Consider the following 14,760-nt stretch of genomic DNA (forward strand, 5'->3'; position numbering starts at 1 on the left):
CGCCCCACCGGCACGCTCTTCACATGTCGACCACCCACATGATGGAAGTGCGCGGGCTGCGCAAGGCCTACGGAGGCAGGACGGCCGTCGCGGACGTCTCCTTCGCCGTCGCGGAGGGCGAGATCTTCGGGATCCTCGGCCCCAACGGCGCCGGCAAGACCACCACCGTCGAATGCGTCGAAGGGCTCCGCGTTCCCGACGCCGGCACCGTACGCGTCGCCGGCCTCGACCCCGTGACCGACCACGACCGGGTGACCCGCCTCCTCGGCGCCCAGCTCCAGCAGAGCGAGCTCCAGCCCAAGCTCACCGTCCGCGAGGCCCTGGAGCTGTACGCCTCCTTCCACCACCGTCCCGCCGACTGGCGGGTCCTCGCCGAACGGCTCGGCCTCACCGATCACCTCACCGCCCGCTACGCCACGCTCTCCGGCGGCCAGAAACAGCGGCTGTCCATCGCCCTCGCCCTCATCGGCAACCCGAAGGCCGTCGTCCTGGACGAGCTGACCACCGGCCTCGACCCGCGCGCCCGCCGCGAGACATGGGCGCTGATCGAGGAGGTACGCGACAGCGGCGTCACCGTCCTGCTCGTCACCCACTTCATGGAGGAGGCCCAGCGGCTCTGCGACCGGATCGCCGTCATCGACAAGGGGCGGGTCGCCGCGCTCGACACCCCCGCCGGGCTGGTCCGCCGCGCCGGCGTCTCCACCGTCATCTCCTTCACGCCCTCCGGGCCGCTCGACGACCGGGAGCTGACCGCGCTCCCGCACGCCACCTCCGTACGGACCAAGGAAGGCCGGATCGTCGTCGAAGGCACCGACGAGACCGTCAACGCCGTCATCTCGCTGCTCGCCCGCCACCGCATCACCGCCCGCCAACTGCGCGTCACCGAAGCCACCCTGGACGACGCGTTCCTGGACCTCACCACGGGAGCCGACCGATGAACACCACCGTCCTGAAGGCCGAGGCCCGCCTGTTCACCCGCGAACCCGGCTCCGTGTTCTGGGTGACCGTCTCCCCGACCCTCCTCCTGGTGATCCTCGGACTCGTCCCCGCCTTCCGGAAGGCGTCCGACGACCTCGGCGGGCTGCGGGTCATCGACCTGTACGTCCCCGTCTCCGTGCTCTTCGCCCTCATCATGGCCGGACTCCAGGCCATGCCGCCCGTCCTGGCCGGTTACCGGGAACGCGGCATCCTGCGCCGCATGTCCACCACCCCCGTACGCCCCTCCGCCCTCCTGGCCGCCCAACTGCTCGTCCACGCCGCCGTAGCGCTGCTCTCGGCGGTCCTGGTCGTCGCCGTCGGCCGGGCCGCCTTCGGCGTACGCCTCCCCGAACAGCCCGCCGGATACGCCCTGGCGCTGCTCCTCGCCGCCGCCGGAGCCCTGGCGCTCGGCGCGGCCGTCTGCGCGGTCTCCCGCACCCAGAAGATCGCGACGGCCGTCGGCTCGGCGGTCTTCTTCCCCACGATGTTCACCGCCGGCGTGTGGGTGCCCGTGCAGGCCATGCCGGACACCCTGCAGCGCATCGTCCACCTCACCCCGTTCGGCGCGACCTCCGAGGCGCTGGACAACGCGGCGGCGGGCGGCTGGCCCGGCTGGACGCACCTGGGCGTGCTGACCCTGTGGACCGCGCTGCTGACATGGGCGGCCGCCCGCTGGTTCCGCTGGGAATGAGCCACCGGGAGACTGGCCCCATGACACCGACGACCGTCGAGGAGCGCTGGGACAGGTTCTTCCGCTGGGGCCCCTACGGCCTGCTGGCCCTGGCCACCGCCATCGGGGCGGTGACGTCGGACTTCTTCATGACCCGGAGCGAGACGTACGCAGCCGGCGGGCTCGTCCTGGCCGTCCTCGCCCTCCAGGCGGGGTGGGGCGAGCCTCGGCCGGGCCACCCGGTACGGGGGCAGGTGTACTTCGCCGTACGGACCGTGCTGGCCGCCGCGCTCTCCTGGTTCAACCCGCTGTTCTCCATCTACGCCGTCATCGGCTACTTCGACGCCGGGCGGCTGCTGCCCGCCCGGCGGGCCCGCCTCGGACTCCTCGCCACGGCCGTCGTCATGGCCGGCTCCCAGTCCGGCGGTCTGCCGCCGGCCTCCGCCCTCCAGTGGGTGCTGTTCGCCGCCCTGCTCGTCCTCAACGTCTGCCTCGCCCTGGTCTTCGCCCACCTCGGCGACAAGGAGGCCGAGCGGACCGCCGAGCGGGCCGCCACCATCGCCGAACTGGAACGCGCCAACGCCCGCCTGGAACAGGCCCTCGCCGAGAACGCGGGCCTGCACGCCCAGCTCCTCGTGCAGGCCCGGGAGGCGGGCGTCGCCGACGAGCGCCGCCGGCTGGCCGCCGAGATCCACGACACGATCGCCCAGGGCCTGACGGGCATCATCACCCAGCTCCAGGTCGTCTCCGCCGCCCCGGACCCCCGCCTCGCGCGCGTGCACCTGGAGCGCGCCACCGCACTGGCCCGCCACAGCCTGGGCGAGGCACGCCGTTCCGTGCAGAACCTCGGCCCTGCCGCCCTGGAGCACGGCACCCTCCCCGAAGCGCTCCACAAGACGGTGACCGACTGGTCCGAACGCACCGGGGTCGCCGCCCGGTTCACCGTCACCGGTACCGAGGAGCCCCTGCACGAGGAGGTCGCCGCCACGCTCCTCCGCATCGCCGAGGAGGCCCTCGCCAACACCGCTCGGCACGCGGGCGCCACCCGCACCGGCGTCACCCTGTCCTACATGGGCGACGAGGTCACCCTGGACGTACGCGACGACGGCCGCGGCTTCGAGCCCGCCGCCGTGCCGCCCCGCTCCGGCACCGGCGGCTTCGGGCTGGACGGCATGCGCGCCCGTGCCGCCCGCCTCGCCGGCACCGTGTCGGTCGAATCCGAATCGGACGGCGGTACGGCGGTGTCGGCTCGCGTACCGTTGGTGTCCCATGGCTGACCGCGTGATCACCCTGCTGATCGTCGACGACCACCCCGTCGTACGGGACGGGCTGCGCGGCATGTTCACCACCGAGCCGGGCTTCGAGGTGCTCGGCGAGGCGTCCGGCGGTGTCGAGGGCGTGGCGTGCGCGATGCGCCTGGACCCGGACGTCGTCCTGATGGACCTGCGCATGCCGGGCGGCAGCGGGGTGGACGCCATCAGGGAGCTGACCCGGCGCGGCGCCCGCACGAAGGTCCTCGTCCTCACCACCTACGACACGGACTCCGACACGATTCCCGCCATCGAGGCGGGCGCCACGGGCTACCTCCTCAAGGACGCGCCGCGCGAGGAGCTGTTCACGGCCGTCCGGGCCGCCGCCGACGGCCGCACCGTCCTGTCGCCCGCCGTCGCGTCCCGCCTGGTCTGCGCCGTCCGCTCCCCGACCGCGCCCGGCGGCACCCGCGCCGAGGCGCTGTCCGCCCGCGAAAGAGAGGTCCTGGGGCTCGTCGCCAAGGGCACCTCCAACCGGCGGATCGCGGCCGAGCTGTTCATCAGCGAGGCCACCGTGAAGACGCACCTCACCCACATCTACGGCAAGCTCGGCGTGGGCGACCGCGCCGCGGCGGTCGCCGCCGGGTACGAACGCGGGATCCTCGGGTAGTCAGTCCCGCACCCTCAGCAGCAGCACCGACCGCGCCGGCACCGTCACCACCTCCCCGCCCGGACACACCGTGCCCGGCGCCTCGGACTGGTCCTCCCGCGAGGTGTCCACCACCAGCTCGTACGCCGCCGCCCACGGCGGGCCCGGGAGGCGGAAGCCGACCGGCTCGGCACCCGCGTGGAGGACCGCCAGGAAGCTGTCGTCCGTGATGGGCTCCCCGCGCGCGTCCCGGCCCGGGATGTCCCGCCCCGACAGGTACATCCCGATCGTCGCGGTCCGCGCGTACCAGTCCGCCTCCGTCATCTCCGTGCCCGCCACCGTGAACCACGCCAGGTCCCGCAGCCCGTCCGCGCCCTGCGGGCGGCCCGAGAAGAACGCCCGGCGCCGCAGCACCGGGTGGGCGTGGCGCAGCGCCAGCAGCCGGGACGTCAGCTCCAGCAGCCCCTTGGGACCCGGTTGTTCCGGCAAGGACCAGTCGACCCAGCCGATCTCGTTGTCCTGGCAGTAGGCGTTGTTGTTGCCGCCCTGGGTGCGGCCCATCTCGTCGCCCGCGACGAGCATCGGCACGCCCGTCGACAGCAGCAGGGTGGTGAGCAGGTTGCGCACCTGCCGCCGGCGCAGCGCGTTGATGTCCGGGTCGTCCGTCTCGCCCTCGGCGCCGCAGTTCCAGGCCCGGTTGTCGTTGGTGCCGTCCCGGTTGCCCTCGCCGTTGGCCTCGTTGTGCTTGTGCTCGTACGACACCAGGTCGCGCAGCGTGAAGCCGTCGTGGGCGGTGATGAAGTTGACGGAGGCGTACGGCCGCCGCCCGCCCCACGCGTACAGGTCGCTCGAGCCCGACAGCCGGTAGCCCAGGTCCCGTACGTCGGGCAGGGCGCCGCGCCAGAAGTCGCGGACGGCGTCCCGGTAGCGGTCGTTCCACTCGGTCCACAGCGGCGGGAAGGCGCCCACCTGGTAGCCGCCGTTGCCCACGTCCCACGGCTCGGCGATCAGCTTCACGCGCCGCAGCACCGGGTCCTGGGCGATCGTCGCGAGGAAGGGCGAGAGCATGTCGACGTCGTGCATGGAGCGGGCCAGCGCCGCCGCCAGGTCGAAGCGGAAGCCGTCGACGCCCATCTCCGTGACCCAGTAGCGCAGCGAGTCGGTGATCAGGCGCAGCACGTGCGGCTGGACGACGTGCAGGGTGTTGCCGCAGCCCGTGTAGTCGGCGTACCGGCGGGGGTCGGCGGCCAGCCGGTAGTAGCCGCGGTTGTCGATGCCGCGCAGCGACAGCATGGGGCCCAGCTCGCTCGCCTCGGCCGTGTGGTTGTAGACCACGTCGAGGACGACCTCGATGCCGGCCGCGTGCAGCGCCTTGACCATCCGCTTGAACTCACCGACCTGCTGCCCGGTCGTGCCCGACGCGCTGTACGCGGCGTGCGGCGCGAAGTATCCGATGGAGTTGTAGCCCCAGTAGTTCTTCAGCCCGCGCCGCAGCAGGTGGTCCTCGTGCGCGAACTGGTGCACCGGCAACAACTCCACCGCCGTCACCCCGAGGGCCACCAGGTGCTCGATCGCCGCCGGGTGGGCGAGGCCCGCGTAGGTACCGCGCAGCTCCTCCGGGATGCCCGGGTGGCGCTTGGTGAAGCCGCGTACGTGCACCTCGTAGATGACCGAGTCCGCCCACGGTGTCTTGGGCCGCCGGTCGTCGGACCAGTCGTCGTCGTCGTGGACGACGACGCCCTTGGGGACGTACGGGGCGGAGTCCCGGGTGTCGCGCACCGTGTCGGCGACATGCTGCTCGGGCCAGTCCCGCACATGCCCGTACACCTCGGGCGGCAGGGTGAAGTCTCCGTCGACCGCCCGCGCGTACGGGTCCAGGAGCAGCTTCGCCGGGTTCCAGCGGGCGCCCGTCCACGGGTCCCAGCGGCCGTGCACCCGGTAGCCGTACCGCTGGCCCGGCCGTACGCCCGGGACGAAGCCGTGCCAGATCTCGTGCGTCAGTTCGGTCAGCGGCAGCCGGGTCTCGGTGCCGTCCTCGTCGAACAGGCACAGCTCGACCGCTTCCGCCCCACCCGCCCAGAGCGCGAAGTTCGTCCCCGTGGCCCCGCCCGGTCCGGCCCGGAAGCGGGCGCCCAGTGGCGTGGGCGCGCCCGGCCATACGGGTGGGGCGGGCGCGCCGGGGTCCCGGGGGAGCCCGTTCAGCCCTTGGCGCCGCGCCCCGGCGGGGGCGGCCCTCCCGTCCAGCAGTGCGTCACCCACCGCACGCTGCACTGCCTGCTGCTCGGCTGCGCTCGACACCTGCCGGCCTCCTGCGGCTCGTCCGGCTCCATGAGGCGCGGGGCGCGCGGCGTCCCGGCCGCGGCCCCGCACATGGTCCTTCACCTGTTCTGCCCGGACTGCCCGGCTCCCAACATGACCCGCACTCACGTTTCCCCTGGAGGGTGGCAGTCGTTGGTCGCATCGTGAGACACGTACTGAAGCGGGCAGGGCTCGGCATCGCCGCTGCCGTGACATGTGCAGGGCTGATGGCGGGGGCGGCGGGGTGCACCGGCGGCGGCGGTCTGGACATCGGCATGGGCGACAAGGGGCGGTCGCCGGAGGACACCATCCGGGTGATGCCGGACGACGGTGCGAAGGGCGTGGCCCCGGACGGCAGGGTGGAGGTGCGCGTACCCAGCGGGCGCCTGGAGCGGGTCGAGGTGGTCAAGGTCGAGGACGACCGGCCGGTCCGGGTGCCGGGCGCCATCTCGGAGGACGGGCTGCGCTGGCGCCCCGTCCCCGGTACGCGGCTCGCGCTGGCGGCCAAGTACAGGGTGGACGCGGTCGCGCTGGACGGGCACGGCCGGCGCTCGGCCCGGCACACCACGTTCACCACCGCGGTCCCCGAGCACCGGTTCATCGGCTACTTCAAGCCGGAGAACCGCTCCACCGTCGGCACCGGCATGATCGTCTCCTTCGGTTTCAGCCGGCCGATCGAGAACCGCGCGGCCGTCGAGCGTGCCATCCGGGTCACCTCCCGGCCGCCGGTGGAGGTGGTGGGCCACTGGTTCGGCAAGGAACGCCTGGACTTCCGGCCGCGCGCGTACTGGAAGCCGGGCACGGAGGTCACCGTCGACCTGCGGCTGCGCGATGTGGAGGCGGCGCCGGGCGTGTACGGCATCCAGCGGAAGACCGTGGGCTTCACGGTCGGCCGCTCGCAGATCTCCCGGGTGGACGCGGAGAAGCACACCATGGAGGTACGGCGCGACGGCCGGCTCGTCACCACGCTGCCGATCACGGCCGGGGCGCCGAAGACCACCACGTACAACGGGAGGATGGTGGTGACGGAGCTGTTCGACGTGACCCGGATGAACGGTGCCACGGTGGGTTTCAAGGACAAGGACGGCAAGGGCGAGTACGACATCAAGGACGTCCCGCACGCGATGCGGCTGACCGACTCGGGGACCTTCCTGCACGGCAACTACTGGGCGCCCGAGTCCACCTTCGGCAGGGCCAACGTCAGCCACGGGTGTGTGGGGCTGCGCGATGTGAAGGGCGGGAGCGCGGATTCCCCGGCGGGCTGGTTCTTCGACCGGACGCTGATCGGGGACGTCGTGGAGGTGGTCAACTCCAAAGACCGGAAGGTCTCTCCCGACAACGGCCTGGGCGGCTGGAACATGGACTGGACCCGCTGGAGGGCCGGTTCCGCCCTGCGGTGACCCCGGTCGGCCACGGCCGACCCTCGCCGTGCCGGCGGGATCCGGCATGGCGCCCCCCCCGGTCCTGGACACGTTGGGACTGAACGGTGACATTCGCGGGCGCTCCGGGGCGCCCGCGGTGTGATTATCTATCGCGGTGCACGCGCGTGTGGCGTGCGGGGGTGCGGGCCGTGGCGGGGCCAGGCCGTGCGAGGGGAGAACAGCAAAGTGAACGTGCAGCCGATATCGGGGGCATCGGCCGGGGCGGGCAGGCGCGGATCCGGAGCCGGCAAGGGTCTGCCGGCTCTGGTGCTGGGGGCGTTGCTGCTGCTGGTGACGGCGTGTGGAGGATCGGGGTCCGCCGACAGCGGCAAGGGCGGGGAGAAGGCCAGGGACGGTGCGAAGGTGGAGAACGCGGCCTCGCAGGCCGTCGTCACCATCGCACCCAAGGACGGTGCCGCGTCGGTCGCGACGAGCGGCGCACTGAAGGTCACCGCCGAGAAGGGCAAGCTGACCACGGTCACCGTCGCCGACCCCAAGGGCAACCAGGTCGAGGGCAGGCTGACCGCCGACGGCACCAGCTGGGAGCCGGTACGGCACCTGGCCGCCGCCACCAAATACAAGGTCCACGCGGTCGCCAAGGACGCCGACGGACGCGAGTCGGCCAAGGACACCACCTTCACCACCCTCGTGCCGAAGAACACCTTCATCGGCCACTACACGCCGGAGGACGGCTCGACCGTCGGCGTCGGCATGCCGGTGTCCATCAACTTCACGCGCGGCATCACCAACCCGGAGGCCGTGGAGAAGGCCATCAAGGTGACCGCCGAGCCGTCCGTGCCGATCGAGGGTCACTGGTTCGGCAACGACCGCCTCGACTTCCGCCCCAAGAAGTACTGGGCGGCGGGTACCAAGGTGACCGTGCGGCTGAACCTGGACGGCGTCGAGGGCCGTCCGGGCGTGTACGGCAAGCAGGCCAAGACGGTGAAGTTCACCGTCGGCCGCAGCCAGGTCTCCACGGTCGACGCGAGCGAGAAGACCATGAAGGTCGTCCGTGACGGGAAGCTGATCAAGACCATCCCGATCACCGCCGGCGCGCCGTCGACGACGACGTACAACGGCCAGATGGTCATCAGCGAGAAGTACAAGGTGACCCGGATGAACGGCGCCACCGTGGGCTTCGGCGGCGAGTACGACATCAAGGACGTGCCGCACGCGATGCGCCTGTCCACCTCGGGCACCTTCGTCCACGGCAACTACTGGGCGTCGGCCGGCACGTTCGGCTCGGCCAACGTCAGCCACGGCTGCGTGGGTCTGCGGGACGTGCGGGGCGCCTACGACGGCTCGACCCCGGCGGCCTGGTTCTACAACAACTCGATCATCGGTGACGTGGTGGTCGTGAAGAACTCCAAGGACAAGCAGATCCAGCCGGAGAACGGCCTCAACGGGTGGAACATGCCCTGGTCGGAGTGGATCAAGTAACGCCTGACGCGTACGGGCCCGGTGCTGTGAGGAACAGCACCGGGCCCGTACGCGTTAACGGCGGCTAACCTGCCCTCCATGACAGTCACTCTCGAAGTCTCCGAAGGCGTCGGCACCATCCGCCTGGACCGCCCGCCGATGAACGCGCTGGACATCGCCACCCAGGACCGGCTGCGCGAGCTCGCCGAGGAGGCGAGCCGCCGCGACGACGTCCGCGCCGTGGTGCTGTACGGCGGCGAGAAGGTGTTCGCGGCCGGCGCGGACATCAAGGAGATGCAGGTGATGGACCACGCGGCCATGGTGCTGCGCTCCAAGGCCCTCCAGGACTCGTTCACCGCCGTCGCCCGCATCCCCAAGCCCGTCGTCGCCGCCGTCACCGGGTACGCCCTGGGCGGCGGCTGCGAGCTGGCGCTGTGCGCCGACTTCCGGATCGCCGGTGACAACGCCAAGCTGGGCCAGCCCGAGATCCTGCTGGGGCTCATCCCCGGCGCGGGCGGTACGCAGCGGCTCGCCCGCCTCGTCGGCCCGTCCAAGGCCAAGGACCTGATCTTCACGGGCCGTCATGTGAAGGCCGACGAGGCGCTCACGATCGGTCTCGTCGACCGGGTCGTACCGGCGGCCGAGGTGTACGAGCAGGCGCACGCGTGGGCCGCCAAGCTGGCCCAGGGACCCGCGCTGGCGTTGCGTGCGGCCAAGGAGTCCATCGACGCGGGCCTGGAGACCGATATCGACACGGGCCTGACCGTCGAACGCAATTGGTTCGCCGGGCTGTTCGCCACGGAGGACCGGGAGCGCGGCATGCGCAGCTTCGTGGAGGAAGGGCCCGGCAAGGCCAAGTTCCTCTGATCGAAAGCGAGTTGTCAGCCGTGTGGGTGGTTTGGGCAGCCTTGACCGGGCCTTGAGCGCGGTGCGTCGTACGGCCGGTCCACTCTTTGGTGTCGGCGGTGTCGCCGCAGGTCAGAACCATCTTTCCGGACTCTGTGTGCCAACGTCATATGCCGGGCGATGCCCCAGGAGCTCTCTGTTCCGGGGCATCGATTCCGGAGGAACGGCCACGCGGAGGCCGTCGGGCGGCCATGATGGTGGGCATGGCGGGGCTGGAAGGTGTAGAGCAACCGGGGCAGCGCGGCAGCGCTACCGCCGCGCGGTGGGTACCCGCCGCGGATGACGAACAGGCGCTCAAGGCGCTCGAACTGTTCGGCAACCCGACGGAGGAAGAGGTGCGGCTGCCGTCCCGCCCCGAATCCGCCGCGACCGCCCGCCGGCTCACCCAGTGCGTCGTGCTCCGCCAGTGGGGCCTCCCCCCGCAGACCGCCGAGCACGCGGTCCTCCTCGTCTCCGAGCTCGTCGGCAACGCCGTCCGGCACACCGGGGCGCGCGTCTTCGGCCTGCGGATGCTGCGCCGCCGCGGCTGGCTCCGGATCGAAGTGCGCGACCCGTCACGCGGGCTGCCCTGTCTGATGCCGGTGCACGAGATGGACACCAGCGGCCGTGGGCTCTTCCTCGTCGACAAGCTCTCCGACCGCTGGGGTGTGGACCTGCTCCCGCGCGGCAAGACCACCTGGTTCGAGATGCGGGTCTCCGACCACTGACGGTCATGGCCGCCCCGAAGCACGGAAGCCCCCTCGCGCCGTGATGAGGCGCCGCGGGGGCTTCCATGAAGGGCGTCGTGGACTTGGGGGGTGTATCCACGGCCGCTGGACGACCTGGCCCGGGTCAATGGGGGTCGTGTGTCTCCGACTATGGCAGACAGGGGGCCTTGCCACCAAAAGACCAAACCGCGTCAAAATCAGCAAATCGGTCCAGTCGGGGAATGAATCGCAGGTGAGATGAGCCACGAGCCTCATAAACCATGAATAAATATGGGTTCTGATGCGTGATTCATCGACCGGGTGGGCCGTTGACGTGGACCGGTGACATCACTGAGGCAGCGGACCGGAGGCCCCGGCGCCCTAATGGGGCGCGTGACGATGCTGCACCTGACGAAGCGATCGAAGAGCCTCCTCGCGGCCGCCGCCCTGCTCGCCGTCGCGGCGACGCTCCCCGGGTGCGGCAGCGGCGGCGAGAACCGGCCGGAGGCGCGCGGTACCGCCGTCCCCGTCTCCGTACCGAAGAAGACCGCCCCGGCGGGGCTGCCGGGTATGCCGCCCGTCCTGGATCCCCGGGACATCTACGCGGCCGACCGCCCGGGCCGGCTGTCCCCGGTGGTCAAGGGCTTCCCGTCGCGGGTGTACGTCCCCAACACCCTGTCCAACACCGTCTCGGTCATCGACCCCAGGACGTACAAGGTCGTCGAGACCATCCCGGTCGGCGTCCAGCCGCAGCACGTCGTGCCGTCCTGGGACCTCAAGACGCTCTGGGTCAACAACAACCGGGGCCACACCCTCACCCCCATCGACCCCGCCACCGGCACCCGGGGCAAGGACGTCGACGTGCACGACCCGTACAACCTGTACTTCACGCCCAACGGCAAGTACGCCGTCGTCATGGCCTCCCTCGACCGGGAGCTGGTCTTCCGCGACCCGCACACCATGGAACGGCGCCACACCGAGCCGGTGACCTGCTACGGCGTCAACCACGCCGACTTCTCCGCCGACGGCCGGTACTTCATCGTCAGCTGCGAGTTCTCCGGCGAACTGCTCAAGGTCGACACCGAACGGATGAAGGTCGTCGCCCAGCAGAAGCTCCCCTTCCAGGGCGCCATGCCGCAGGACGTGAAGGTCTCACCGGACGGAAAGACCTTCTACGTCGCCGACATGATGGCGCACGGCGTGTGGGTCCTGGACGGCGACTCCTTCGCCACCCCCCGGCTCCTGCCCACCGGCAAGGGCGCCCACGGCCTGTACGTCTCCCGCGACTCCAAGGAGATGTACATCCCCAACCGGGGCGAGGGCTCCGTCTCCGTGTTCGACTTCGCGCGGAACGAACTGACCAAGAAGTGGTGGCTGCCGGACGGCGGTTCACCGGACATGGGCGGGGTCTCGGCCGACGGCAAGGTGCTCTGGCTCTCCGGGCGGTACGACTCGGAGGTGTACGCGATCGACACCAGGACCGGGAAGCAACTGGCCCGGATCCCGGTGGGCGGCGGCCCGCACGGCCTGGCCGTCTACCCCCAGCCCGGCCGGTACTCGCTCGGCCACACGGGCGTCTTCCGCTGACGCGCCACCGGCCGCGCTCCCGCTCATTCCGCTCAGCCGCTCAGCCCGCGATGAACAGCGCCTCCGAGCCGACCGGGCGATAACCGGCGGCCTGGAAGGTGCGGACGCTGCGGGCGTTGCCCGGGGACTGCTGGGCCCACACCACCGGGCCGGGCACCAGGTGGCGGGCCGCGACCGCCAGGTCCCGGCCCAGCCCCCGGCCCCTGGCGTCCTCGTCGACCTCCACGGCCGCCTCCCAGCGGCCCGCGACGCCCCGCCCGAGTACGACCACGCCGCCGTCGGCCGCCCAGACCCGTACGCCGTCACGGAACTTCACCGCCCGGGCGACCCGGGGGTGCTCCGGGTCGACGATCTCGCGCAGTGCGACGGGCGGCGGGCCGGGCAGCGCGTCGGCGACGGTCAGCAGGTCGATGGTGTTCATGTGCCGGCCGCGACGGGCCATCAGCCGGGCGAGGAACACCGGGTTCATCGCGGCGGCCAGAGCGTCGCTCGACGTGGCCGCCAACTCGGCCCGCACCCAGTCGGGGTCCTCGTCCGTGAAGACCACCGAGTGCGCCGTGAAGGCCAGCACCCCGGCGTCGCGCTCGTTCGGCTGCGCGACCACCGTGACCGTGCCGTCCGCGGGCGGGAACTCCCCCCGGGAAGCCGCCGCAAGGATCCGCGCCACCTCGTCACTCATGCCTCCATGGTGGACCATGGCCCCCGAGCTCCTTCCCCAGCACCTGCCGATAATCTGACCGGCGTCAGTTATGCACCAAGAAGGGGTGGACCAGTGGCGGACATCGAGGCGGCGCGCAAGGCGTTCGAGCGGTACGACGTGAACGGGGACGGGCTCATCTCGGCCGCCGAGTACAAGAGCGTCATGGCGCAGCTGGGCGACTTCAACGTCACGGAGACCGTTGCCCAGGCCGTGATCAACGCGCAGGACGGCAACGGTGACGGGCTGCTCACCTTCGACGAGTTCTGGACGCACCTGAACAAGGCGTGACCGTACACACGGAAGACGGCGCCGCCCGGCGATCCGGGCGGCGCCGTACTCGTACCGCGCTCGTCATCGGTGCGCTCGTGGCGGTGGCCGTGGCGCTGTTCGGCGCGGGCATCGCCGCGCGCGGCACCGGAGAGCTGCACATCCCGGCGGCCGGGGCGACGACCGTGCTGCGCGTCGCCGTCTTCGCCGCCCTCGCCCTGCACCTCGGCGAACTGGTCGGTGCCCGGCTCGCCGGCCCCGGGCGTACGCCCCGCTCCTGCGCCGTGTGGGCCGCCCTCGGCGGGGCCGCCGCGTCGGCCGGGCAGATCGTGCTGCTGGCCGACATCAGCGACCTGGACCTCACCGCCACGTACGGGACCAGGGACGGCCGGCTGCTGCTGGCCATGGCCAACGGCTTCGCGCTGGCGGCCGGATGCGCCGCGCTGGGGCGCCCCGGCCGGGCGGTCGTCCCGCTGGCCCTGGTGGTCGGCGCGGAGGCGCTGCGCGCCCATCCCGAGCCGTACACCCCGGAGCTGGGCACCGCCCTCACGGTGGTCCACCTCACCGCCGCCTCCCTGTGGGCGGGCGGGCTGTTCCACGTGCTGCGGACGGCGTGGCTGCGCGGCGGCGGCCGGGACGTGCCGGCCCGGTACGCCCGGCTCGCCGTCTGGCTGTACGCCGCGCTCGCCGTCACCGGCACCTGCTCGACGCTGCGCCGCCTGCCCGCCGAGGCGGTGTTCACCTCGGCGTACGGCAGGGTCCTGATCGCCAAGCTGGCGCTGGTGGCCCTGGTGAGCGTCCTGGCGCTGGCCGCCCGCCGGCGGCTGCGCGGCGGCGGTGACGCGACGCGCCCCGCCGGCGCCGAAGCGGCGGCGCTGGCGGGGGTCGTGCTGGTCTCCGCGATCCTGACCGTGGTGCCCGACCCCCACTGGCTCAGCGTGCACTCCGCGGTGCTCAGGTGACGGCCGCGGCCAGCACCGTCGCCGCACGGGCGACCAGCGGGTCGTCCGCGGGGGCGTCCTGCTCCGGCTTGGTGGTCAGCACGGCGAGGACGACCGGGGCGCCCTGTGGCGTCCAGGCGACGCCGACGTCGTTGTTGGTGCCGTACGAGCCGCCGCCCGTCTTGTCGGCCAGCCGCCAGTCCTCCGGCAGCCCCTTGCGGAACCGGTGGGTGCTGGTGGTGTTGCCCAGCAGCCAGCCGGTCAGCCGCTCCCGGTCGCCCCGGTTCAGCGCGTCACCGAGCACCAGCCGCTCGTAGGTACCGGCGATGGCCGCGGGCGTGGTGGTGTCCTCGACGCGCCACGGCTCGCAGCTGTTCAGCTCCGGCTCCCAGCGGTCGAGCCGGGTCGTGCCGTCCCCGAGGGAGCGGCAGAACCGGGTGACGGCGGTGGGGCCGCCGAGTTCGCGCAGGAGCAGGTTGGCCGCCGTGTTGTCGCTGTGGCAGATGGCGGCCCAGCACAGCTCCGCGACGGTCATGCCCGTGGCCAGGCACTCCTCCGCCGTGTCGGAGTTCACCACGAGGTCGTCCTCGGTGTACCGAATGCGCTTGGCGAGCACCTCGCCGTGCCGGTCGAGGTCCCGCAGGACGGCCGCCGCCGCGAGGGTCTTGAACGTCGAGCACATGGGGAAGCGCTCGTCGGACCGGTACAGCACCGTCGCCCCGGTGACCGTGTTGCGGGCGACCGCGCCCAGCCGGGCCCCGTGCCGGCGCTCCAGCGCCCGCAGCTGCCCGATGGCAGCCGCGCGGCGGGAGGAGCCACCGCGCGGTCCGGCCCCGTCGCGCGACTGCCCGCGAGCGTGGGCGGCGGAAGCGCCGGCCGTGCCGCTCGTGAGGAGCGCGGCTGCGCCCGCCGCGGCGGTCAGCAGCGCGCGGCGGGAGGCCCGGCCCCGTAACGTCGATACCGTCTCGTTCTCTGTCATGGGCCGAGC

At 72.2% G+C, this 14,760-nt stretch carries 14 protein-coding genes; 11 read left to right on the plus strand and 3 right to left on the minus strand.

The features are described from left to right. Positions 1-23 precede the first annotated feature (23 nt). Genes ABT360_RS03155 through ABT360_RS03170 form a run of 4 tightly spaced genes read left to right on the plus strand, consistent with a single transcriptional unit; the run spans position 24 to position 3,568 of the window. Positions 24-938, plus strand: a complete 915-nt coding sequence (locus ABT360_RS03155; protein ID WP_351809806.1) for an ABC transporter ATP-binding protein — start codon at positions 24-26, stop codon at positions 936-938. Then, entirely contained in the window at positions 935-1,669 is a 735-nt protein-coding gene (locus ABT360_RS03160) for an ABC transporter permease (protein ID WP_351809809.1), read from the plus strand. Before ABT360_RS03155 ends, ABT360_RS03160 begins: the two co-directional genes overlap by 4 nt. Before the next feature lie 20 nt (positions 1,670-1,689). Then, entirely contained in the window at positions 1,690-2,925 is a 1,236-nt protein-coding gene (locus tag ABT360_RS03165; RefSeq protein WP_351809813.1) for a sensor histidine kinase, read from the plus strand. Then, the gene (locus ABT360_RS03170) at positions 2,918-3,568 is read left to right on the plus strand and encodes a response regulator transcription factor (protein WP_351809816.1); all 651 of its coding nucleotides are present in this window, start codon (positions 2,918-2,920) and stop codon (positions 3,566-3,568) included. The genes ABT360_RS03165 and ABT360_RS03170 overlap by 8 nt, the downstream gene beginning before the upstream one ends. Here the strand turns inward: ABT360_RS03170 and glgX are convergent, their stop codons facing one another. After that, positions 3,569-5,845, minus strand: coding sequence for a glycogen debranching protein GlgX (gene glgX / locus ABT360_RS03175; RefSeq protein ID WP_444852169.1), 2,277 nt, complete (start codon positions 5,843-5,845; stop codon positions 3,569-3,571). Positions 5,846-6,009: 164 nt separating this feature from the next. Here glgX and ABT360_RS03180 point away from each other — a divergent pair, with 164 nt between their 5' ends. The 5 genes from ABT360_RS03180 to ABT360_RS03200 all read left to right on the plus strand — a co-directional run bounded on the left by ABT360_RS03180 (position 6,010) and on the right by ABT360_RS03200 (position 11,864). Then, entirely contained in the window at positions 6,010-7,245 is a 1,236-nt protein-coding gene (locus ABT360_RS03180; protein WP_444852170.1) for a L,D-transpeptidase, read from the plus strand. A 207-nt stretch (positions 7,246-7,452) separates the two neighbouring features. Continuing rightward, the gene (locus tag ABT360_RS03185) at positions 7,453-8,706 is read left to right on the plus strand and encodes a L,D-transpeptidase (RefSeq protein ID WP_351809819.1); all 1,254 of its coding nucleotides are present in this window, start codon (positions 7,453-7,455) and stop codon (positions 8,704-8,706) included. Positions 8,707-8,784: 78 nt separating this feature from the next. After that, positions 8,785-9,552 (plus strand): enoyl-CoA hydratase/isomerase family protein, encoded by a 768-nt coding sequence (locus ABT360_RS03190; RefSeq protein WP_351809822.1) that lies wholly within the window; start codon positions 8,785-8,787, stop codon positions 9,550-9,552. 230 nt (positions 9,553-9,782) lie between these two features. Further along, positions 9,783-10,298, plus strand: coding sequence for an ATP-binding protein (locus ABT360_RS03195; RefSeq protein ID WP_351809825.1), 516 nt, complete (start codon positions 9,783-9,785; stop codon positions 10,296-10,298). Between the two features lie 378 nt (positions 10,299-10,676). Then, the gene (locus ABT360_RS03200) at positions 10,677-11,864 is read left to right on the plus strand and encodes a YncE family protein (RefSeq protein WP_351810039.1); all 1,188 of its coding nucleotides are present in this window, start codon (positions 10,677-10,679) and stop codon (positions 11,862-11,864) included. 40 nt (positions 11,865-11,904) lie between these two features. Here the strand turns inward: ABT360_RS03200 and ABT360_RS03205 are convergent, their stop codons facing one another. Beyond that, on the minus strand, positions 11,905-12,543 hold the full coding sequence (locus ABT360_RS03205) for a GNAT family N-acetyltransferase (RefSeq protein WP_351809828.1): 639 nt from the start codon (positions 12,541-12,543) through the stop codon (positions 11,905-11,907). Between the two features lie 93 nt (positions 12,544-12,636). Between ABT360_RS03205 and ABT360_RS03210 the strand changes: the two genes are divergently transcribed. Further along, the gene (locus tag ABT360_RS03210; RefSeq protein ID WP_351809831.1) at positions 12,637-12,852 is read left to right on the plus strand and encodes an EF-hand domain-containing protein; all 216 of its coding nucleotides are present in this window, start codon (positions 12,637-12,639) and stop codon (positions 12,850-12,852) included. Beyond that, positions 12,849-13,793, plus strand: a complete 945-nt coding sequence (locus tag ABT360_RS03215) for a CopD family protein (RefSeq protein WP_351809834.1) — start codon at positions 12,849-12,851, stop codon at positions 13,791-13,793. Before ABT360_RS03210 ends, ABT360_RS03215 begins: the two co-directional genes overlap by 4 nt. Here ABT360_RS03215 and bla read toward each other — a convergent pair. Then, a complete protein-coding gene (gene bla / locus ABT360_RS03220; RefSeq protein WP_351809837.1) occupies positions 13,786-14,751 on the minus strand; it encodes a class A beta-lactamase in 966 nt (321 codons plus the stop codon). The genes ABT360_RS03215 and bla overlap by 8 nt on opposite strands. Positions 14,752-14,760 lie beyond the last annotated feature (9 nt).

Origin of the sequence: Streptomyces sp. NPDC000229 (assembly GCF_040300825.1) — a bacterium.
Lineage (GTDB): Bacteria > Actinomycetota > Actinomycetes > Streptomycetales > Streptomycetaceae > Streptomyces.